Origin of the sequence: Caproiciproducens galactitolivorans (assembly GCF_004768785.1) — a bacterium.
GTDB classification, from domain to species: Bacteria; Bacillota; Clostridia; order Oscillospirales; family Acutalibacteraceae; genus Caproiciproducens; species Caproiciproducens galactitolivorans.
Window position 1 is genome coordinate 26569 of the sequence record NZ_SRMQ01000007.1, and the last position, 21474, is coordinate 48042.

The 21474-nt window shown below is 44.9% G+C and carries 20 protein-coding genes and 1 pseudogene; 8 read left to right on the plus strand and 13 right to left on the minus strand.

All coding sequences use genetic code 11. From position 1 onward, the window contains the following. The first annotated feature begins 132 nt into the window (after positions 1-132). The 3 genes from fliD to CAGA_RS08145 are packed head-to-tail and all read left to right on the plus strand — an operon-like array spanning position 133 to position 3780. Entirely contained in the window at positions 133-2883 is a 2751-nt protein-coding gene (gene fliD / locus CAGA_RS08135) for a flagellar filament capping protein FliD (protein WP_243112995.1), read from the plus strand. A gap of 35 nt (positions 2884-2918) precedes the next feature. Next, positions 2919-3296 (plus strand): flagellar export chaperone FliS, encoded by a 378-nt coding sequence (gene fliS, locus CAGA_RS08140; protein ID WP_135659682.1) that lies wholly within the window; start codon positions 2919-2921, stop codon positions 3294-3296. A gap of 43 nt (positions 3297-3339) precedes the next feature. Continuing rightward, positions 3340-3780: a hypothetical protein gene (locus tag CAGA_RS08145; protein WP_135659684.1), complete on the plus strand. Its 441-nt coding sequence runs from the start codon at positions 3340-3342 to the stop codon at positions 3778-3780. Positions 3781-3916: 136 nt separating this feature from the next. Here the strand turns inward: CAGA_RS08145 and CAGA_RS08150 are convergent. The 11 genes and pseudogenes from CAGA_RS08150 to CAGA_RS08200 form a co-directional block, all read right to left on the minus strand. Continuing rightward, positions 3917-4636: pseudogene (locus CAGA_RS08150) on the minus strand (tryptophan synthase subunit alpha); the annotation flags it as partial. A 27-nt stretch (positions 4637-4663) separates the two neighbouring features. Continuing rightward, entirely contained in the window at positions 4664-5809 is a 1146-nt protein-coding gene (locus CAGA_RS08155) for an iron-containing alcohol dehydrogenase (RefSeq protein WP_135659689.1), read from the minus strand. Positions 5810-5826: 17 nt separating this feature from the next. Continuing rightward, positions 5827-6621, minus strand: coding sequence for a BtpA/SgcQ family protein (locus CAGA_RS08160; protein WP_135659691.1), 795 nt, complete (start codon positions 6619-6621; stop codon positions 5827-5829). Positions 6622-6662: 41 nt separating this feature from the next. Further along, the gene (locus CAGA_RS08165; RefSeq protein ID WP_135659693.1) at positions 6663-7418 is read right to left on the minus strand and encodes a nucleoside phosphorylase; all 756 of its coding nucleotides are present in this window, start codon (positions 7416-7418) and stop codon (positions 6663-6665) included. A gap of 11 nt (positions 7419-7429) precedes the next feature. Further along, a complete protein-coding gene (locus tag CAGA_RS08170; protein WP_135659695.1) occupies positions 7430-8386 on the minus strand; it encodes a carbohydrate kinase family protein in 957 nt (318 codons plus the stop codon). Beyond that, on the minus strand, positions 8386-8949 hold the full coding sequence (locus CAGA_RS08175) for a cysteine hydrolase family protein (RefSeq protein ID WP_135659697.1): 564 nt from the start codon (positions 8947-8949) through the stop codon (positions 8386-8388). The genes CAGA_RS08170 and CAGA_RS08175 overlap by 1 nt, the downstream gene beginning before the upstream one ends. Beyond that, the gene (locus tag CAGA_RS08180; protein ID WP_135659699.1) at positions 8942-9856 is read right to left on the minus strand and encodes an ABC transporter permease; all 915 of its coding nucleotides are present in this window, start codon (positions 9854-9856) and stop codon (positions 8942-8944) included. The genes CAGA_RS08175 and CAGA_RS08180 overlap by 8 nt, the downstream gene beginning before the upstream one ends. 1 nt (position 9857) lies before the next feature. Next, complete coding sequence (locus tag CAGA_RS08185; RefSeq protein ID WP_135659701.1) at positions 9858-10946, minus strand: ABC transporter permease; 1089 nt, start codon at positions 10944-10946, stop codon at positions 9858-9860. Next, positions 10943-12487, minus strand: coding sequence for an ABC transporter ATP-binding protein (locus CAGA_RS08190; protein WP_135659703.1), 1545 nt, complete (start codon positions 12485-12487; stop codon positions 10943-10945). Before CAGA_RS08190 ends, CAGA_RS08185 begins: the two co-directional genes overlap by 4 nt. A gap of 29 nt (positions 12488-12516) precedes the next feature. Continuing rightward, positions 12517-13719, minus strand: coding sequence for a BMP family lipoprotein (locus tag CAGA_RS08195; RefSeq protein WP_135659705.1), 1203 nt, complete (start codon positions 13717-13719; stop codon positions 12517-12519). 52 nt (positions 13720-13771) lie between these two features. Next, complete coding sequence (locus CAGA_RS08200; RefSeq protein WP_135659707.1) at positions 13772-14500, minus strand: GntR family transcriptional regulator; 729 nt, start codon at positions 14498-14500, stop codon at positions 13772-13774. A 747-nt stretch (positions 14501-15247) separates the two neighbouring features. Here CAGA_RS08200 and CAGA_RS08205 point away from each other — a divergent pair. After that, on the plus strand, positions 15248-16771 hold the full coding sequence (locus tag CAGA_RS08205) for a glycosyl hydrolase family 18 protein (protein WP_167875188.1): 1524 nt from the start codon (positions 15248-15250) through the stop codon (positions 16769-16771). A 257-nt stretch (positions 16772-17028) separates the two neighbouring features. Here CAGA_RS08205 and CAGA_RS08210 read toward each other — a convergent pair whose 3' ends face one another. Both CAGA_RS08210 and CAGA_RS08215 read right to left on the minus strand, forming a co-directional pair. Then, positions 17029-17259 carry an HPr family phosphocarrier protein gene (locus CAGA_RS08210; protein WP_135659710.1) on the minus strand — a complete coding sequence of 77 codons (231 nt, stop codon included), beginning with the start codon at positions 17257-17259 and terminating at the stop codon, positions 17029-17031. 18 nt (positions 17260-17277) lie between these two features. Then, positions 17278-17763 carry a methylglyoxal synthase gene (locus CAGA_RS08215; protein ID WP_461949988.1) on the minus strand — a complete coding sequence of 162 codons (486 nt, stop codon included), beginning with the start codon at positions 17761-17763 and terminating at the stop codon, positions 17278-17280. Positions 17764-18206: 443 nt separating this feature from the next. Between CAGA_RS08215 and CAGA_RS08220 the strand changes: the two genes are divergently transcribed. From CAGA_RS08220 to CAGA_RS08235, 4 genes are all read left to right on the plus strand, one after another. Next, positions 18207-19265, plus strand: a complete 1059-nt coding sequence (locus CAGA_RS08220) for a C39 family peptidase (RefSeq protein ID WP_135659712.1) — start codon at positions 18207-18209, stop codon at positions 19263-19265. Positions 19266-19354: 89 nt separating this feature from the next. After that, the gene (locus tag CAGA_RS08225) at positions 19355-19864 is read left to right on the plus strand and encodes a hypothetical protein (RefSeq protein WP_135659714.1); all 510 of its coding nucleotides are present in this window, start codon (positions 19355-19357) and stop codon (positions 19862-19864) included. 631 nt (positions 19865-20495) lie between these two features. After that, complete coding sequence (locus CAGA_RS08230) at positions 20496-20831, plus strand: ArsR/SmtB family transcription factor (RefSeq protein WP_135659715.1); 336 nt, start codon at positions 20496-20498, stop codon at positions 20829-20831. 83 nt (positions 20832-20914) lie between these two features. Continuing rightward, positions 20915-21370, plus strand: a complete 456-nt coding sequence (locus CAGA_RS08235) for a DUF2703 domain-containing protein (RefSeq protein ID WP_461949989.1) — start codon at positions 20915-20917, stop codon at positions 21368-21370. The last annotated feature ends 104 nt before the right edge of the window (positions 21371-21474 follow it).

Here is a 21474-nt window from a genome sequence, read left to right on the forward strand (position 1 = left end):
AGTATATTCTATAAATAATTCTAATTTTATAGGTTTTTTAATTGTAATTTACTTAATTTTTTCTCGTATCAGTACGATATATGCATTAAGAGGTTTATTATTTGACATTTCATTGTCAGGAGGTACATAACCATGATCGTTTCAAAGTCGAATTCTTCTTCAAGTGCTACCACAACATCATCAAATAAACGGTTAAGCGGTCTTGTTTCCGGATTAGACACAGACGAGCTGGTAAAACAGCTTTCATCGGGAACACAGAGTAAAATAGATAAACAACTTCAAAACAAACAAATAGCGCAATGGAGGCAAGAATCTTACCGGGAAGTAATAAAAGCGCTGTCAGAATTTCAAGCAAAATATTTATCAACGACTACCAGCAGCAGTATTTTGAACCGTAATTTCTTTACTTCCACTTCCATTAAAAATTCATCCACTTTCCTTAATGTAACAGGAAGCGCAACTGCTGCCAAAAACATGCTGGTAACCCAAATAACCCAGCTTGCACAGCAGGCAAGCTTTACTTCCATGCACAAGGTCTCAAAGCAGGCAATTAAAACTGGAAGCATTAGCGCTTCGTGGTTGCCCAGCAACGTCGCGGGAAATACAATGGTGATCAATTACGATGGCAAGGATTATCAACTGACCTTGGACAGCACCCTTACTTTTAACCCGGGCGACGACGTCAGCAAAATCACGGATGCCTTAAACGATGCGATTGCGGGAACAAACGAGCTGGCCGGCAATGTTTCGTTCAGCGTTGACGCGGACGGGAAAGTAACGTTAACAAAAACTGGTTCCGCAACCGGAAACATCACCATTAAGGACGGAACTGCAACTCTTCTGGCAGGATTAGGCCTTGAAAAAAATTCATCCGCCGCCACGCAAATCACAGGAAGCACCGCGCCGGACACAGATTTCTTTTTTCAAAATACGCTGACAACAGGGTCCACGCTAAATATTAAGATTGGTTCCACCGACTACACGCTTACCATTCCAAAAGACACCAAAATCCCTTCCGATAGTGCGACTGCGGCAAATACTCTGCAGGAAGTGTTAAAAGAAGCGATTCAAAAGAATACGGATTCAAGCGGAACTGCAACTGATTTGAAGGACAAATTGGATGTTACTGTTTCTGAAGACGGCACGGTTTCCTTCTTCACAAAAGACGGCGTATCCGAGAACCTGTCCATTACCGGCGGAAGCCAGAATCTGCTGGAGGGACTAGGCCTAAGGTCGGGCGATACGATTTCAACCTCCGGTACGGTTGACCGCACCAAACTTGTAAGCAAATATCTGGGTGATACGCTTGCAGGTTCCACCCTTACGTTTTCACTAGACGGTGTGAAAAAATACATTACGTTCGACATAAGCGACTTAAACTCTGCGGACAATGATTATTCTACGCCAGAAAAGCTTCAGGCATATTTGCAGAAAAAGCTGACTGCTGAATTTGGAACAGCAAAGGATGCGGACGGGAATACGGTAAGCAAGGTACAGGTATCCATAGATTCCGGGTCGTTGTCTTTTTCAACCTATAAGGATTCTAAGCAAAACGGCATTGCTGTGAGCACCTCCGTCCTATCGCTGGAAACCTGTGACAAGAGCGGCATCCTTGGCATCAACGGTGCGCTGAAGGTGTATGCCGGCGAAACAAACCGCATTAACACCAATAAAACGCTGGAAGATATCCAAGCTGACCTTAGCACCTCGCTCACGGCATCGGATGACGGTACGTATGGCATCATCATTAACGATCAGAAGTTTACCTTTAAAAAGACGGATACCATTGATACGATTATCAAAACAATCAACAGCGATACGCACGCGAACGTGAATATTTCGTACTCCAGCGTGAACGACTCGTTCACCATTACGGCGAAAAGCGGCGGCAGCTCCAGCCGAGTGGATGTACAAAACATTGATGGCAAATGCAATCTTGCGAACGTTCTCTTTGGTACTGTGCCGACGAAGGACGCGGACGGGAATTACATCGAAAACAGTTCTGCGTACAGCCTGACAAAAGGCCAGGACGCCAAGATGACGGTCAGCTTTGACGGCAACGCGAACAATGCAATCGAAATCACCCGGTCGGAAAATAAATTCACGCTTGACGGGGTCGACTTTGAATTACTCGGGATAACGGACAGTACTGTTTCCGCCACAAACCCGATCAAGTTTACCGTAAACAGCGAAACGGATAAACTGTATGAAAAAATAAAGGATTTCGTAGACGATTACAATAGCATTATTACGCTTTGCACAACCAAAATCAACGAGCGCCAAAGTGCGGACGACAAATATTTACCGCTGACGGACGCCCAAAAAGCGGAAATGACGGAAACGCAGATTAAAGAATATGAAAAGAAGGCCAAGGTTGGCATATTAAACAGCGATTCCCTTTTGATGAATCTCTGCCTCAACCTTCGCAAGGCAATGACGGATCAGGTGGACTCCGTTAAGAGTTCTCTCTATGAAATTGGAATTTCCACAAAAGCGAATGACTATTCCGGAAACGGCCTGCTTACAATTGACGAAGATAAGCTGAAAGCGGCCCTTACGAATGATCCGGATAAAGTTGCTTCTCTGTTTACGGATTCCAACGGCGTTGCGACCAAAGTACAGAACGTAATCAACGATAACATTAAAACAACCGGAGGAGACGGGTTGCTGGTTGCAAAAGCAGGTCTTGAGAACAGCACAAAATATGACAACAGTACCCTTACTCAGGAAATCAGCTCTTATACGCAAAAAATAAAGGAATTGAAAACACGGCTGAAGACCGAGCAGGATCGTTACTACGCGAAATTCACTAAACTGGAACAATATATCAGCCGGATGAATACACAGGCGAGCATGTTCTTTGATTACGGCACTTCCTCGTGATTTTCCGCATAATTCAAGTTCAGGAGGAGCTTAAAATGCCATTTGATCCCATTAGGCAATATAAAACGCAATCGATTAATACAATGTCCAAAGGAGAACAGCTTGTCATGCTGTTCAACGAGGCATTAAAGAATCTGCATTACGGGTCTATGATGTTTAAAGAGAAAAATTATGAAACCGCCGAGAAATGCACCGATAAATGCAAGCAAATTTTCACTTATCTTTCTTCCATATTGGATTGGAATTATAGTATATCAAAGGAGTTATATGATCTATACTATTTTTTCAACCAGCAAATCATAAAAGCCGAGGTTAAACGTGAATCCTCCTATCTGGATGAACTGGTTCCTTTGGTGGAAAATATGAGGGATACATGGTCGGAAGCCGAAAAACTCTGTCATATGAAAAAATAAAGGCTGGAAATAGAATTCCACCTTTTCGGAGGGCTTTTTGAGAATGGATGAAATCATTGCCTGTCTTGAGCAAAAGGTTCTTTTGCTTACAAAGATATGGAATTTAACAAAGCAGATTGAAGTTCGCTGCATGGAACCGGAGGTCGAACTGGATCAACTCCTTGAATTACGCGGTATATACATAGAAAGGGTAAATAAATGCAACAGCCTGATTCAAAAGCTGACGAAAAATTTTCCCGCCGAACAGCAAGAGCATTTAACCCGTATATTCCGACAGGATCTTTCAGACGATCAATGTAACAGCAATGAAGAACGAAAGATTTTGAAGCTTACCCGCGACTGTGCGGAGATTCTCCAAAAGGCTGGCGCATTGGATAAAGCAGCCCGGGAAACGCTGAATAAACAATGTATGGAGCTGAAAGAGAAAATCAATCAGTTTCGTAAAGAGGAAAAAGATTATACTCTCTACCGAAATATCAAATAGGCCATAATACGCAGAAAAGCCGTACCGGTATCCCTCAGGGAATACCGGTACGGCTTTTCTTTCGGTTATTGATTGTTTTTAAAAAGCGTATGGGTGCAAATAGATGACTCCCTTTCATGCAGGGATTCGATTAAAATCAGCATTCTGCTTTAAACTCACGGATTTGGGACATGAGCGCCGGCTTATCGTTATGCAGTTTCAGAATGGTGCTGCCTACAAACACTCCGTCGCCGCCCGCCGCCTTTACCATTGCCGCATCTTTCGGATTATGTACTCCTACGCCGCAGTAAATCGGGTTTTTTAAACCGCGTTCCCGCAGGTACTGTATGCATGATTCCAAAGTCGGGTGTTCCTCGGTTGCCTGCCCCGGAGCCGGCACCGCCTGCATATAGGTAAAGCCATTGGACTTCAGCGCATATTCCACTTCCTGCTCCGGTAAATGGAACTGTACGTAACAACTGACACGAAGGCCTTCTTTAATAAACTGATTCTTGATTACTTCATCTTTTAAACCGACAAGAATAATATCACGGTAATCATTGTCAAGACAGAACCGGATAAATTTCTCCACACCGATTTCTTCAACGGTGTTTTCATACACCATGAGGATAAAGTTCGTATTGGGGAGCAACTTCTTAACCTTAATCATGCCCTCCATGTATTTCTCGAAATCATCGCAGTTCTTTAATGCCTCTGCCATACGGTTAGAAATATACTCGCTTTCCAGAAAAGGGTTGTGAGAGGGAAAGTCAATTTCGATCATATCACAGCCAGCCTCCACGTAGGTCCTGGCCATCTCGATGCTGTCCTCAATCGTTGGATATCCATTTGATAGATAGCAGATTAAATTCATAGCATTTTCATTCCTTCTGTATAATTCTTATTATCCATGATATGCTTTCTTAAACAGCTCCACGAACTGCGGGATGGTCGGGATGATCGGATTTGTCTTGGTGCAGCCGTCCGCTTTGGCGGTTTCGGCCATTTTTTCTAATTGAGAGGTATACGCAGCTTCATCCTTCACAACTTCTTTCACACAGGCGGGAATGCCGATTTTCTTATTCAAGTTCCGGACAATCTCCGCAAGATCCGTACCGTCCAAGTCGGCAGCCAAGCGGTCATACACGTCTTTTGCTTCCGGATTTCCGCTGTTGAAGTCAATGATATACGGCAGGATGATCGCGTCGCCAAGGCCGTGGGAAACATGGAAGAATCCGCCTAGTGTGTGTGCCATGGAGTGGACGATGCCAAGGGATACATTCGTGAAGGCGAGGCCCGCCGTCATGGAAGCATTCAGCATGGTTTCACGCGCCGCCATGTCTTGGCCGTCTTCATATGCTTTTGGCAGAGTATTGACAATATCGATTGCCGCCGCGCGTGCAAGGATGTTGGAAAGGTAATTCGCCCGGTTGGAAACCAGCGCTTCAATTGCATGGGTCAATGCGTCCATACCGGTTTCCGCCGTAATATGAGGTGGCATGGTTGCGGTAACCTCCGGATCGCAGATCGCGATATCCGGCATCATTTCCATGTTTCCCAAACCGTGCTTCATACCTGTTTCATCGTCGGAAATAACAACCGAACGGGAAACCTCGCTTGCAGTACCGCTAGTGGACGGGATGCACATAAAGCGGGCTTTCCGGCGGAGCTTCGGGAACGGATTCGCGGTAAGAACTTCCTCTAACGTAGTCAGCTCCGGGTGTTCATAGTACACCCACATGGTTTTCGCCGCGTCCATTGCCGAACCGCCGCCCAAAGCAACGATCATATCCGGCTGGAATTCCTTCATTTGCTCGGCGCCCCTCTTTACGGTTGAAAAGCAAGGATCCGGTTCCACACCTTGAAATACGGTTGTCTGCACACCGTTTTCATGAAAATATCGTTCGACCTTTGCCAGAATTCCGCTGCGCTCCATGCTCTTGCCGCCCACAACGATGAACGCTTTTTTACAGGGAACGGATTTAATATATGCAAGGCAGTTCGCTCCGAACATCAGCTCGCTGCCCGCTAATTTCATTGGTCTCATCATGGTTTTAACTGCTCCTTTTATTTGTTAAGCCCATTAAGCACTTCGCGTACAAGGTCGTAAGAAATCGGATTGGTCAGCACACCGTCTTTCTTCAGACTGCTTCCGATCACCGCGCCGTCCGCAATCTCCAGTTGTTCGCGGATATTGTGCGCATTGACGCCGCTGCCCGCGATAACCGGAAGTTTAACAACCTTCTTTACGCGTTGGATCATTTCAAGCGGAGTTTCCACACCGATTGCGGAGCCGGTCACGATAATGGCCTCCGCGCCACAGCTCGCCGCTGCTTTTGCAGACGCTTCAATCGTCACCTGCGGAAGCACCATATTCGTGTGCTTTACCTGAACGTCGGCAAGAATCATAATATTTTCCGCATCCAGATTCTTTCTGGTCTGCATACAGAGCCTTGCGCAGGGGTTAATAATCCCACCGTAAAATTCAACGGTATCTACAAATACCGGAATACGCACAAAGTCACAGCCGTTGATTTTGGCGATGGAAAGAGACGCAACACAGTCGTTAAAGGCCGCGTCAACGCCAACCGGAATTTTTACCGCTTTTTTCACTAAAGCCGTCGCGGCGGAAAGCGCGGCCACCTGCGGAGTATCCAGCAGAGCGGCAAACGGGTCGTCCCCCATATTTTCAACAATAATCGCGTCAACGCCTGCCTTTTCAAGCGTGACGGCATCCTGAACCGCCTGGTCTAAGATTTTATCGCAGTCCCCTGCAAACCCGGCGGTTCCGGGCAATGCAAGGCAATGAACCATACCGATGACAAATCTTTTTCTACATGCAATAATTTCTCTGATGTCCATAACAATCTCTTCCTTTCTTAATAAAAACAGAAACCGGATATTCACTCCACATTTTGCGTATGATATCGGTATAATCCCTCAAGAACAACGCGGCACAACAAGTCTTCCGCATCAATGCGATCCTGGCCGGCCAGTACTTCCTTCAAATTCTCAAGCACGGTAGCCATGGTAACAATGCAGGTTTTCACACCCATCAGCCGCCCGATCGTCAGCATACACGAGGATTCCATATCGATTCCGGTTACATGAAGCTTTTTTAATTCTTCAAAGGTTTTGAGCATGTTAATTCCGCATTCCTTGGAAAATTTGGAATCGTGCATCTTGCTGTAAAAGCCGTCCATGGTGCAGTTGACGCCGTTGAGGTAACGCTTTCCAAAAAAAGTCACCGTCTGGTTCATGATATTGACCAGTTCGATATCGGCAACCGCGGGATAGCTTTCTTCCACATAGGTTTTGCTGGTGCTTTCGCGGCGCATGGCGGCAATCGGAATAATAAAATGCCCCAGCATATCATCCTGCAAAGCCATTACCGTACCCATACGTACAGCCACTTTCATGCCGGATTCATACATTTCTTCCATGGCTATCGCTGCGGAGGGAGCGCCGATTCCCGTAGAAGTTACCGTAACCGGCACCCCCTTGTAGGAACCGGTGTAGGTGTTGAATTCCCGTTTAAAGGCAACATGCTGCGGCTTTTCAAGATATTTTTTCAGAACTTCCACGCGGAACGGGTCACCCGAAAACAGAACATAAGGGGCAACCGTTGACGTATCCGCTCCTAAATATAATGTTGACATTTTTTGTCTCCTTACATTACACATTTTTTAAAGTTTTCAAAGCGTTTTGTGATCTCTTCCACAGTCGGCGCATTCGTACAGCAGCCTTCTTTTTCTATGATAAAGGAAGAGAGGGTGCTGCCCATCCGGCAGCAATCCGCCATCGGCAGCCCTTGCAGGTAGCCGTACAGGAATCCCGCCATATAACCGTCCCCGGAGCCGGTGGTGTCCACCACCTCCGTGCAGCCACAAATCGGAATGCATTGGCTGTCGATCGTACCGTCCGCCTGCCGCTGATAATAAGTACTTCCCTGTTTTCCATATGTTGTCACAATAATTTCCATCTCGCCAAGGGCAAACAAATCTGTGATCGATTTGAGGTTAAGAAGCTTCTCAATCGTTTCGCGTTCCGATTCATTGGTGAAAATAATCTTGCTGTGCAGCAGCAGTTCCTTGAGGAACGGCTCCGGGAAGGCGTCAAAGTCCGCTTTCATACCGAAGACAATCGGCACATTATGTGCGCGGCACTTTCGGTAAAACTCCTCGTTATCCTTACGTGCCGCGACGGTAATAACGCCCAGGCTCGTATTTTCAAATATGTCATCGCTCAGTTCGCAGGAATATTTCTCATCCATGGCGCCCGTATAGTAAAGTGTGATATGCTGCCCTTTATTATCTTGGATCAAGTAACAAACGGACGTTGTTTCCTCTTCGATAACGGAGGTGGCGTCCAGCGGAACGCCGCCGTCCTCCATGAATTTCTTAAACCCGATTTCCTCATAATCCCCGCCCACGCGAAGAATCGGCATCGCTTTCAATCCAAGCCTGCACAGCGCGTATGCAATGTTAACGGAGCAGCCGCCGTAATAAATTCTGGAATTCGTCTTATTCTCGATGAGAGAGGTAAAACCAACGGCCGCCGGCGTTTTGATCTTCAGCATGTGATCCATGCTCACATAGCCGCTCACAATTACATCATATTTCTTCATTACCATTCTCCGTTATCCAATTTCTCAAAAAATGTTTTCATGTCCACAACCGTTCCCAGATATTTCTGGATATCGTTGAGGTGTACTTCATTTACTGTTTCTGAATTTGTCGCCACACATTCGCGGATAACAATCGGGTTGTAATTCAGATAGAACGCATCCGTTACGGTGGCACGAATGCAGCAGTTGGTTTTTGTTCCGACGATTACAGTATTTTTAATATGATTTTCACGGAGTACAAGGTCAAGATCCGTACCGAAGAAGCCACTATAGCGGCGCTTTCGGATTACATAATCCTCCGGGTTCACTTTCAGCATTGGGTCGATTTCGATGCCGCTGGTTCCTTCCACACAGTTCGGGCGCATGGCCGCCGCCTTTTCGTCCGGCTTGCCCGCGCGGTTGCAGTGCTGGAGGAAAATAACCAGCTTTCCTTTTTCCCGGCATTTTTCCAAAACCTGCACAATCCTGGGCAGAATCTCGCGATTCTGCGGATAAAACACCAGACCATCCGGATCCGTAAAGTCCTTTACCATATCCACAATAATAAGAGCTGTCTCATTCATTCTTAAAACCTCTTACCTTGTTGTTCTTATGTTTCAAAACAGATACCACCGTAAGCACACACACCATAATGACATACGGGATAACGTCAAACAGCCCCGCCGCAGGACCGGCATAAATACTCAGATTAACGGAGAGGGCGCGCGCCAAGCCGAAGACAACGGCATATATGGCAGATAAAGTCGGGGACCCTTGGCCGCAGTAGATTGCGGCAATTGCGATAAATCCGCGCCCGGCGGTCATATCATTGGTGAAAAGGCCCAGGCGTTCGGTAGAAAGATTTGCACCCGCAAGCCCGCAGCACACAGCGCCGATTAAAATCGCTGCATATTTATAAAAATCGGTTTTTAGGCCAATGCTCTTGGCCGCGTCTTCATTTTCACCGACCACACGGACATAGATGCCGAACCGCGTTTTGTACATCAAAACCCACATAAAAAAGATACCAAGGAAGCTGATGTACGTGATCAGCGGATGGTCGCTTAAAATGCTCCCCACAAGCGGAATGTTTTCGACTACTGGGATATGGAGCTTCAGATCAGCCACATTCATAAAGCTCAGCGTGATATTGGAGGTATTCATCCGCACCAGAACAAATTTTGCAATGGCCGAGGCAAGCAGGTTGATTGCCAGGCCGATAATAATCACGTTTCCCTTGAAAGTAACCCCCATAAGGGAGAAAACCACTCCAAAGGCCAGCGCCGCCAGCACGGCGAGCAACACGCCGAGCGCGATATTCTGCGTCATAAACGCGGTAAGCGTTGAAACAAACGCGCCGATGAGCATCATGCCCTCGAGCGCTATATTGAGCACATTTGCCTTATAGGCAAAGATACCGCCGATTACGCACAAAATAATAGGGGCACTATGATAAATGGTATCATATAAAATATTTCCTATGATGTCCATTTTACGCCTCCTCACTTATGGCCGTTTCGGGTTTGCCGGTCTTTTTTCTGAAAAGCTTTTCCCGAATATTCGTATGCTCATCCACAAATTTCACCGCAAGGAAAAGAATAATCAACCCCTGAATAACCGAAACAATCTCTTTCGGGACGGTCGAGTAAAGATTGATGTGGTCTGCACCGGTCTTCAAAGCGGAATAGAAAATTGCCGCAACCAAAATGCCGACGGGGGAATGGCCGCCCAGCAGGGCAATCAGCATACCGTCCCAGCCGAGTCCCGGATTACCGGAAAAGCTCAGGGTGTATTTGAACTGCTCGCTCATCATGTAGCCCGCACCGGCCAAGCCGGAAAGCGCACCACTAATGATCATCATGATCATAATCTTTTTGTGCACTTTCATGCCCGTTGCTTCCGCGAATTCCGGATTTTTCCCAATGGCGGTGATTTCGTAACCCAGCTTTGATTTGTTCATGACAACATACATAACGATGAATACAAGAATCGCGATAAAAAAGAACATAGTAAGCTTGGAGTTCCCAAAGCGGGGAAACATTGCATTCTCCTTGATAATCGGCGTGCAAACGTATCCGGAGCTGTAGTCACGGAACACGCCGGTCGCAAGGAATTCCAGCACCTTGATCATCGCATAGTTGAGCATCAGGGTAACCACCATTTCATTTACATGGCAGTATGCTTTGAGGATTGCCGGAACTAGTGCAAACACAACGCCGCAGATAACGCCCACCGCGAGGCAGAGAAGCTGAGCCGCCGCCGGATTCAGCGAGGCCGGCAGCGAGGTACCGACGATACCGCTGAAAAATGCTCCAAGCAGCAGTTGACCTTCTACGCCCATGTTAAAAATATTCGCCTTAAATGTAACAGCAATCGCAAGGCCGGTCAGAATAAGCGGCGAAGCATAATGCAGCGTGTTCAGAAAACCTTTTACGGTAAACAGAGATTTACCGAGCAGGATTCCATATGTATCCAAGGGATTTTCGCCAATCATCAAAATTACGATTCCGCCGATCACAAACGCCAACAAAACAGGCAGAACCGAATTTACAAGGCGTTTCCCGAAATCCATTCTTTTCATATAAATGCCCCTTTTGCCTTGTTATTTTGAATTCCCGCCATCAGCAGGCCTATTTCGGATCTGCTGACCTCTTTCGGAGAAAGCTCACCGATAATCCTGCCTTTGTACATAACGATGATCCGGTCGGACAGGCTCATGACCTCCGACAGTTCACTAGAAATCAACAGGACCGCATTGCCTTTATTGCGGAAATCCAAAATCTGTTTATGGATAAATTCAATAGAGCCGATATCGACGCCGCGCGTTGGCTGGCAGGCTATTAAAAGCTTTGGATTGCTTTCAAACTCTCTCGCAATAATAATTTTCTGCGCGTTTCCGCCGGAAAGCTGGCCAACATTGCCGTTGATATCGCCCACACGAATATCAAAATCCTTTACAAAACGATCTCTTTTGCAGCTTATGTTCTTTCTGTCCAGCAGACCGAATTTACAGACATCCGGGACGCTGTGATAACCGGCGATACAGTTATCCGCAATACTCATTGTGCCGCAAAGGCCCTGTGCATACCGGTCCTCCGGGATAATCCCCAAACCGTTTTGCCGCAGTTCGTCCGGCCACTTATCTGTAACATCCTTGCCATATATGGAAACCTTACCTTTGGTCGTTTTCATAAGGCCTGTCAGCACTTTCACCAGTTCCGACTGGCCATTTCCTTCCACACCGGCCACACCGAGGATTTCGCCCTTATGCACACAGAAGGAAATATTCTGAAGAACTTCCTTCCCATAATCGTTAATCGTGCAGACATCCTCTACCTGGTAGGCAATTTCCTCCGATGCTTTGTTTTCCGCCGTATTCTGTACGGTCAGAACAACTTCCCTGCCCACCATCATTTGCGCCAGTTCTTCTTCCGAAGTATCCTTGGTCAACACATTTCCTACAACCTTGCCCTGCTTGATAACCGTAACACTATCACTCAATTCCATCACTTCACGAAGCTTATGGGTGATGACAATGATTGTCTTGCCTTGTGCGCGCAGTTCCTTCAGGTTTACAAAAAGCTCGTCCACTTCCTGCGGGGTCAATACTGCGGTCGGTTCGTCGAGGATCAGGATATCGACGTTACGGTACAGCATCTTGAGGATTTCCACCCGTTGCCTTCCGCCAACGGAGATATCCTCGATTTTATCAGTAGGATCCAGTTCAAACTTATATTTTTCAATCAGCTTTTTGACTTCGTCAATTTCCTTTTTCCGATCAATAATTGGTGATTTTGAAGATTTTTTCAATTCCGCGCCAAGTAGGATGTTTTCATAAACGGTAAGGCTGGGCACCAGCTTAAAATGCTGGTGCACCATACCCAACCCGTGTGCAATGGCATCCATCGGCCCATTGATCACAGTCTCTTTTTCATGGAGCAATATTTTTCCGCTTGTGGGACGTAGCAATCCATAAAGCATATTCATCAAAGTGGATTTCCCCGCGCCATTTTCACCTACTATGCATTTAATCTCCTGTTTTTCTACTGAAATGTTAATCCTGTCATTTGCAGTAAAATCACCGAATTTTTTGGTTAGATCGATCGTCTTAATGATGCTCATTTCAATCTACGCCCCTTGCATCGTTTTCGTTATTTTATATTTACATTCGGGCAGGCGGACGCGTCAAACTTCTCGCCGGCCTGTGCGTTGACTACTTTGATCTCCGAACCGATTTTGCTTTCGATCTGGGCAATCTTTGCTTTTATTTCGTCCCACTTGGCTTTTGCCGCGTCGGTGGAAGCGATATGCTTACTAATTTCGGACAAATCCGTAATGCCGGTGGCACCCGAAGACAGGGAATAAGACTGTAAGTTTTCCATAGAAGAAAGTTTGTTTTCAACCAACGCGGTGCAGATTGTCACAACCGGAACGTTGGTATTTTTCAGAACGCTTGTAAGGACGTAACCGGGCTGCTGATTGTCTTTGTTCGCATCGACCTGAATCGCCAGTCTGCCTACTTCCTTTGCTTTGGAGGTGATCCCTTCGCCGACGCCGCCTGCCACACCGTAAACGATGTTGGCGCCCTTATCATAGTACGTGCCCGCTACTGTGCTACCGAGCGCGGAATCCGTAAAGCCCGCATCGTATTTTGCATAATAGTCATACTTTACACCGAGCTCTTTGGCCATATAGTTGATACCCTGGATATAGCCATAGGAGAATACGGTAATACCGTTGGAGTTTGTGCCGCCGATAAAGCCGATTGCACGACCGCCGCTGGCCGGATCCTTAAACTTGTATCCGTCCGCGAAGAGTGTTTTGGCATTCTCATTGACCAGTACGCTTAAGCTGCCTGCAAGGAAAGAAGCTTCATGAACGTCGAACATAACGGAAATAACATTTTTGTATTTTACATCACCGCTCGAAGTCACATTCGGATTATCGTTGAATACAACAAATGTGGTGTCCGGATAGCTTTCCGCGATCGGTTTCGCGCCGCCCACGCCTTTGATTAAAGCGTCGAAATCATATTCCAGGCTAAAGATTACATTGTAACCGTCGTCCGCCAGCGTTTCCAAGGCTGCCGGAACACCGTTTGTGGGTTCCACTACCTTGTACTGAATGCCGAACTTCTCTGCTGCTTCCTTTGCGCCGTTTACAGCGGCCTGATTGTAGCCGTTATCGTTCTGCCCTGCGGCATCGCAGACAATTGCGATTTTCTTGTCGCTTTTTGCGGGTGTGGAAGCCACGCCGCTTGAAACAGACGTATTGCTGCCGCAGCCGGTCAGAGCTGACAGGCCCATCATTGCCGCCATTGCAAAACATAAGACCTTTTTCAATGTTCTTTTCATTGCGATTCTCCTTTTATTTAAATAAAAAAATAGGGGGACATATGAAAGGGGCTCACTTTACCTGATTGATATAGAATTTAAATTTGTCGCTGCGATAGCAGCATTTAAAATTTTCAATCGGGATTTCTTTTCCATTTGAAATGCCATACGTAATACAGCCAAACAGAAGAATGGGTTTTCCGGGTTCCACATCCAGATATTCGGCAATCTTGTCTTTCGCCAGAATGGCTTCGACGGACCGCTTCGCTTTCGTGATTTTAATATCATACTTTTCTTCCAGTACTTTATACAGGGATTCTTTTGAAAAATCGTACTTCTCAATGCCGGGGAACAGCTTATAGGGAAGATAGGTTACGGTATGGTTGATGGGTTCGCTGTCCGCATAGTAAACCCTTTCCAGCCGGAATACCTTTTCGTTTTTTCCAAGTTCCAAATTGCGGCATCTTTTGTTATCCGCTTCAAGAACAGAGGCCGAAATGACTTTCCTGCTGGGTGTCATCCCCAGATTGATAACATCCTGCGTACAGCTTGTAATCGAAATTAAGTCCTGGCTATACGCATCCGACTTCACAAACGTTCCTTTGCCCTGCACCTTGTACAGGTATCCTTCATTCACCAGCTCATCGATTGCTTTGCGAACGGTGATGCGGCTTACATCGTACTGCTGGATTAATTCCCGTTCGCTTGGAATCATCTCGTTTGCTTTAAACTCTTCTTGATCAATCTTTTCAATCAATTTTTGCTTCAAAATATAATATTTTGGAAGCATAATTTGGTCCATAAGCGCTCCTCCTAATCATGACATCATGTCATCATAACCAGTTACGAGTTCATTATACTCAGATTTCAATTGTAGTCAACAGATATAAAGCATAAATAACGACAATATTTTTTGTTAAATAACACAGAAAACGCATGTAATTTCATGAAACAAATAACATTCTTCTTTTCATAATTCAAAACAATCAAATTGTCCGGTTATGTGAACACCATTAAAACCGCTGGCAGTATAACCACTTTCATCACTCATTATGCCATATGAGCATGCGCTTGCAACAATCCTTCTCACCCCTGCCCTCTCCCGCGCAAAAAGCAAATTAAAAATCGAAAGCATTTTGGGGCTTCCCCCCTCCCTACCAATTGTTCACGGAAGCTGTCTGGCTTCTCTTTGAAACCGATATGACAGAATTTCGGGTAAGGTTTAGTCCGCATTTTCGCTCAACGCTAAAACTTTTTTATTTCCGGCATATCCAGGGGTTTTCGAATTAAAAAAATAAAGGCCGGATTCACATCCAGCCTTTAAATAAAACTCTATCTTATAGCAAAATCTCCGCATCAACCGCCATAACTCCACATGGGAACACACCGGGCAATACCACAGCCCCCATTCCCTGACCTTCCGGGTTTCCATTATTTATTCATTGTTTCCGGCGATACAAATCTTTTATAATAACTAGGAAAACGCTAAGCCAAGCCAGCCAGCTTTGGAAAATAGATGGAATGATTGATGACAGAGAGGTATTCAGTAGTGCTAAAATGGAAAAAGGGTTGTTCCGCCTTACTCATTTTTGTGTTGATGGTAAGTATCACTTCCGGTTCGCAGCTCGCCGAAGGAGGGGCGGTGAAAAGCGGAACATCCACCAAGACAAACGAGACGACCCGCGCAGGTACCGTTACGGCAAACCCGTTGTATGTTCACGAAACCTATGCCGAAACATCCAGGGTTATTGGTTCCCTTCCGCAAGGCGTCACCGCATACATAATGAACAGCTACCAGGGATGGCACAAAATTACATTCAACAACGGAACAGGCTGGGTTTACGGGGCATACCTTAAAAATATTCACGCGGTGAACAGCCCGTCGAGTTCCGTTCCCAGTTCTTCTGCAACCGGTTCTTCCTCCTCATCCGGTTCCTCCGCACCAACATCGAGCGGCGCCGCAAGCACATCGAGATCATCCGCTACTTCCTCAAAACCGGCGGCAAAATTGCCGGCTTCGGCGCTGCCGTCAAAAATAACGGCAGGTTATTATGCCAACTGGTCGGCCCACAGCGGCTTTACACCCGATAAAATCAAGGCTTCCATGATAAATGTCGTACACTATGCCTTTGCCGATATTGACGCAAATTTGAAAATCGCGGTGAATGACCCTTCTGTTGACTACGCGAATTTCAGAAAGCTCACAGCTCTTAAAAAGAAACATCCCCGTCTGAAAACCCTTATCACCATTGGCGGGTGGGACGGCTCCGCCCGGTTTTCGGATGCCGCCCTTACCGATGCGAGGCGCAAAGCCTTTGCAAAAAGTTGTGTAGCTTTTATTAAGGAGTACGGTTTCGACGGAGTGGATATTGACTGGGAATATCCAGTTAGCGGCGGCGCTGCCGGCCGGGCTGCGGATAAAACAAATTTCACCCTGCTTATGCGGGCCCTGCGCTCCGCGCTGAACGCCCAGGCGGCCACCGACGGCAAATACTATTACCTGACCTTTGCGGGCGGTTCCTCGGACAGTTATACCCGCAATGTTCAGCTTTCGCAGCTTGCAAGCTGTGTCGATTACGCGGTCGATATGACTTACGATATGCACGGGCCGTGGGATACCTACTCTGATCTGAACGCACCGCTCTATACCCCGACGGATTCCTCCCCGCAGTATAAGGCTAGCGTTGTTTCTTCCCTACAGGCGTGGCAAAACGCGGGCTTCCCCGCAAAGAAGCTTGTCATGGGATTGCCGTTCTACGGTTATCTATACAACGGAGTAAGCGCAGAAAACAACGGGCTTTATTCCCGGTTCACAAGCGCGAAAGCAATCGGTTATGATTCGATTGTTTCGAATTACCTGTCAAAGGGACTGCTGTCGAGTTTTTATCCGTCCGAAGCGAAGGTTCCGACCCTGTCCGGCGGCAGTACGTTTATTAGCTACGACGATGTTTCCTCAATTGCCTTAAAGGCGCAGTATTCCGCTTCGCACGGTCTGAAAGGCGTGGCGGCGTGGGAACTAAGCTACGACCGAAATAACACGCTGCTGTCTGCGGCTTATAATAATCTTCACTAATCCACAACATTCCCCTGGCCGCTTATCTACTCCGACGGCAGGGGAATGGATCGGTATATGAAGAAAGTCCTGATCGAAACCATAGGAAACGGATTCATGGGCAAACAATCCTTTTAAAAGCCTATCTGAATTCTAATAACAGCAGGAAGCAACGTTATACCATTTTCCTGCGGAATGCCCAAACACAAGCCAGCCGATTACCATTCGAGGATGAAAGCAAAAAGTACCGTATTTTCTGCGCCAGCCATGACGGCTTATCATTCATTGACAATGAAATCTTGCAATTTATTCAGGATCTCCTTGTCGTCGGAGTGAATATTTAGTTGAATCGGCTTTGTTAAATCCAGGCTGAAAATTCCCATAATAGACTTTGCGTCAAGAATATAAACTCCTTCGACGAGTTCGCAATTGAGATTCTCCTTCGTAATAATGGAGGAGAATTTTTTTACTTTATCCACGCTATCGATTCGTATTTTTACAGAAATCATACTATATCCCCTACTTTTCTACTTAATCAGCTGGCTATCGTTCACACGGTCAATAATTTTCTGTTTGAAATTAATGACCTTATGTTCATATTCCTGATTCATCAGCGGAGAACGGATCATAAAATCGGCAGTTGCCTTATTATTTGCAATAGGAATATCATAAACCTGAGCAATCCTTAACAACGCCTTTACATCCGGATCATGCGGCTGTGCCTCCAATGGGTCGGAAAAAAATATGATGAAATTGATTACACCCTCTACAATCTTGGCCCCGATTTGCTGGTCGCCACCCAAAGGGCCGCTGTTATAACCCTTTACGGGAAGTCCGGTTTTTTCCGCAATCAGCCTTGCCGTTGTTCCGGTTCCGCATAAGAAATGGTTTCTGAGGATATCCTGATTTTCCGCACACCATTCGATTAGTTCGCGCTTTTTCCCATCATGGGCAATTAACGCGATGTTTTTTTGTTTTCCAATGGTAAATGTAATAAATCCGTTATCCATCATTTTCCCCTACCTCATTTCAAAATCATTTTTCATTATTTTACCACATGTTATACATCATATAATGATTATTCCGCTATAACACAAAAGATATTTCCAGAGTGCAAATTATCGGTATGACCCGTTCGCCCGGCAAGTGCATGGTACTGGGTTGGCTGGAGCGATGAATGGTTTCATGAAATTCAATGTTCTGTATGCAAAGAAAAACATTGTGGAAAAAAAACTAAATTTTGTCCTAATTGTGGTGTTCATAACGTCAGGCGTTCGTTTGATAAAGCTCTATTACATAGATGGAAAATATTTACAATTTTAGTATTGACAAATTAGAATTTTAATATAGAATAAAGTTGGTTGGTACCAACATTGTTTTTCTTGCCATCTTTAGAAAATTGATAGCACTTTCGTGAAGTCTTAAGAAATAAAATATTGAAAGGAGCTCTACCCCTATGAAAAAACTATTAAGCTTAGTTTTGGTTGCTGTCCTTCTCCTGTCGGCGTCGTCAAGTGCTTTTGCTGCAACAAAAGATGTTGATACGAATTCTAAGTATTCGGTGGTTAATAATACTAGCTTTCAAATCGAAAATGATTATGTTAAAGCTTTTGTAAAACATATGCATAATACCGATATTAGCATTTCTGGTGGTAAAACACTAAAAGATGGCAATGGTCATAATGCATTTCTGTGTGTAACATTTAAGGCAAATCAAAAGGACGGATATGCAATTGTAAATTTAGCAGACTTGAAAATCATAGAATTATCATTAAACCATAGCACACCATTTAGCATTGCCGATGATATTATTTATATGGGTCCGTTAGATTATATCAAGGTTAAAGGCGGTAAAGGAGTTAATATTAGAACAAATCACGTTATACCGTTAGCGGAATTGTCTTCCGGCCCACAAACTAAATCCGGAACGATAGATAATGCAATAAAACAAACTATGATTGAAAAATTATCCAATAATCCCAGATCCGCTACACGAGTATCTATACCCGGCGCTGGGGATCCCTCTTGGGCTTTTAATGCCGGAAGTTACTATGGGGACTGTGGGATTAATGGTTTGGCAATGCTTGAGAAATGGTATGATAAATATGTAAGTAACAATTATTTGCCAAGTAGTTTATCTTCAGAAAAACAAATTAAACGTTCAATTTATAATACATGTATATCTAGTGGGTACCCAACTACTGGAATCAGTGAGAGACTTATGGCATCATTAATAACAGCATATTCGAAAAGTGTTGGTCAAAACGGTTATTATCTTTATGCAGTAGATTCCCCGTATGATTGGGCTAGCGTTTGTAAAAGAGTGGATGATAATCTACCAACATTACTATCAACTGAACCCGGAACACCCAAGTATAATTATCACTATGTGATCTCAGTTGGGTATGCGGATGATGGGGATCCTAGTAACAATCAGCTTTATATTAATGATGGATGGAAAAATTATGTCTGGCTCTCATCATCATATTTACATGAGATGCTGCCGACTTATTAAGGGGGAGATTCATAATAGTACATTTGAACAAACGCAAAATCTTAGTTGTGTTTACCTGTCTTTTTATAACTATTGGAGGGATCGCTGCTATGGTTGTTAATCAAAGCAACAAAAGCAAATCTGAGAATTCTATTAAGCTACGCCAACTATTTTCCCAACCACAATGGAAAGAGATCCCTGTTCAGAACGGAATTTCGAAGTGGAGCATGAAGCCTCTTTTGGACGATAGCAAACCCCAGAAAGAAGCAGCCCGAGCGGCAAGCAAACGTGCCGGAATCGAACATCCTGTTCTTCCCTATTTTGACCAGGATCCTCCGGATCCTAAAGCCTTTTATTTTCACGCACAGCTTCATTATAGCCTGACAGAAACACTTGGTTATGAATTGCGATTCGTTGCTTTTGCCAATTACGATACACTTCAAGCTTACAGCATTTGGGTATCAGCCGTCCCGCAACGGTTCGACGGTAATAATTGGATCAATATGCCGGATCAAAAAGAATTTATTTATTCTGTCAATGATAGCCCGGAGAAGATAAAAGAGGAGATGGAACAATATTTTCAATTAAAGGGGCTATTGAAACCTGGCAATGTATCCTAAGCGAAGATCATGTCTTGTCCTATTGGGTTATATAAATCGATAGGAGTAAATCATCATAGTCGAATAGTCGTGGTTTCCATAAAAGGACTTTTTAACGGCTCATTTTATCTCGCTAAATTAATAAGTCTTTTTATTGTGCCCGGCTCGCTCACCAGCACAATGGTACTACCGAAAAAAGGGAAACTACCTGCTTTTGCGGTTAGTTTCCCTTTTTGTTGTGTAACAAATACCACCGGCTGTGCCATAAGGTCAGAAGAGCTTTCGTATTCACATGCCTTGTATCACTACCACCGAAGATGTGTGTTCAGGCTTTGACGCTACTAGTGTAGACATTACCTATCAGAAATACTAAGGAAGACGCTGATCCCACCTGTTATTTATTTCCAATATGATTCATGTTTTCCAAAGCAATTCGAAGAAGGCGGCTGAATTCTTTCTGTTCATTTTCCGACATACCTGATTGACAAGCAAACTTGTAGTGATAGATTAATACCAGAACATAAAATTCTAATAGGTACATGCCTAATCGTAATGACAGGTAAGTCACAAATTTTTACAATTTTATATTGACACTTTTCGATTTGAAGCATATAATGTATCATATCGAAGACTTTAGATTTGAGGAAGTGCTATGGACTACTATTTGGATAACACAAAAGTGTTTAAAGCGTTGGGAGATCCCAAAAGAGCGATGATCGTAGATATGCTTTCCTGCGGGGAACTTTGTGCCTGCAAGATTCTGGAGAAGTTTGAAATGTCCCAATCCACATTGTCTCATCACATGAAAACTCTGTGTGGATGTGGGATTGTTAAAGCGCGGGAAGAAGGTAAATGGACGTATTACTCGCTGGATGATGATACTATCCGTAAAACGAAGCAATTTTTCTGTGCGATCACATCCGATAAGGAGAATTGTATTTGCAGAGAAAACGCAAACTGTTGTAAGGGATGTAATGAAAATGAGTAAATGTTGTTGTTCATCCGAAAACTGTTGCCAGCCGCAACCGAAAAAGCCGATTAACATCGATTTTCTATATCTGGACCACGACCATATGCGGCAGATGCCAGAATACTGAAAAGGTACTGGACGAAGCGGTTTCCAGTATAGCCGTGGTGCTTAATGCGGCGGGATATAAAGTCAAGGTAAACAAAGTAAATATTGCAACGAAAGAGTTGGCGATTCAATATCAATTTATCAGTTCGCCGACCATCCGCGTAAATGGAAATGATATCGCTGTAGAGCTTAGAGAATCACTTTGCGAGGATTGTGGAACGCTTTGTGGAGAGAATGTTGACTGCCGCGTATGGGTATATAATGGAGTCGAATACACATCCCCTACAAAGGAATTGATTGTAGACGCAATCCTGCGCGAGGTATATAACGCTGGACAACATGAGCCTGAGCGCAAAGCCTATCAGCTTCCTGAAAATCTTGAAAAATATTTTATATCCAAGGCACATAAGGATGAAACTGAACTGTATGAAAAAAGCGGTAATATGATATGAGCTGAGAAAAAACACAAGGAATTCTGTTCGGCCCCGATTCACCTGTTGTGCTGGCCTGCGCGGTTGGCGTATTGACGGAAGTTCCGATAATATGTACGCTAGTA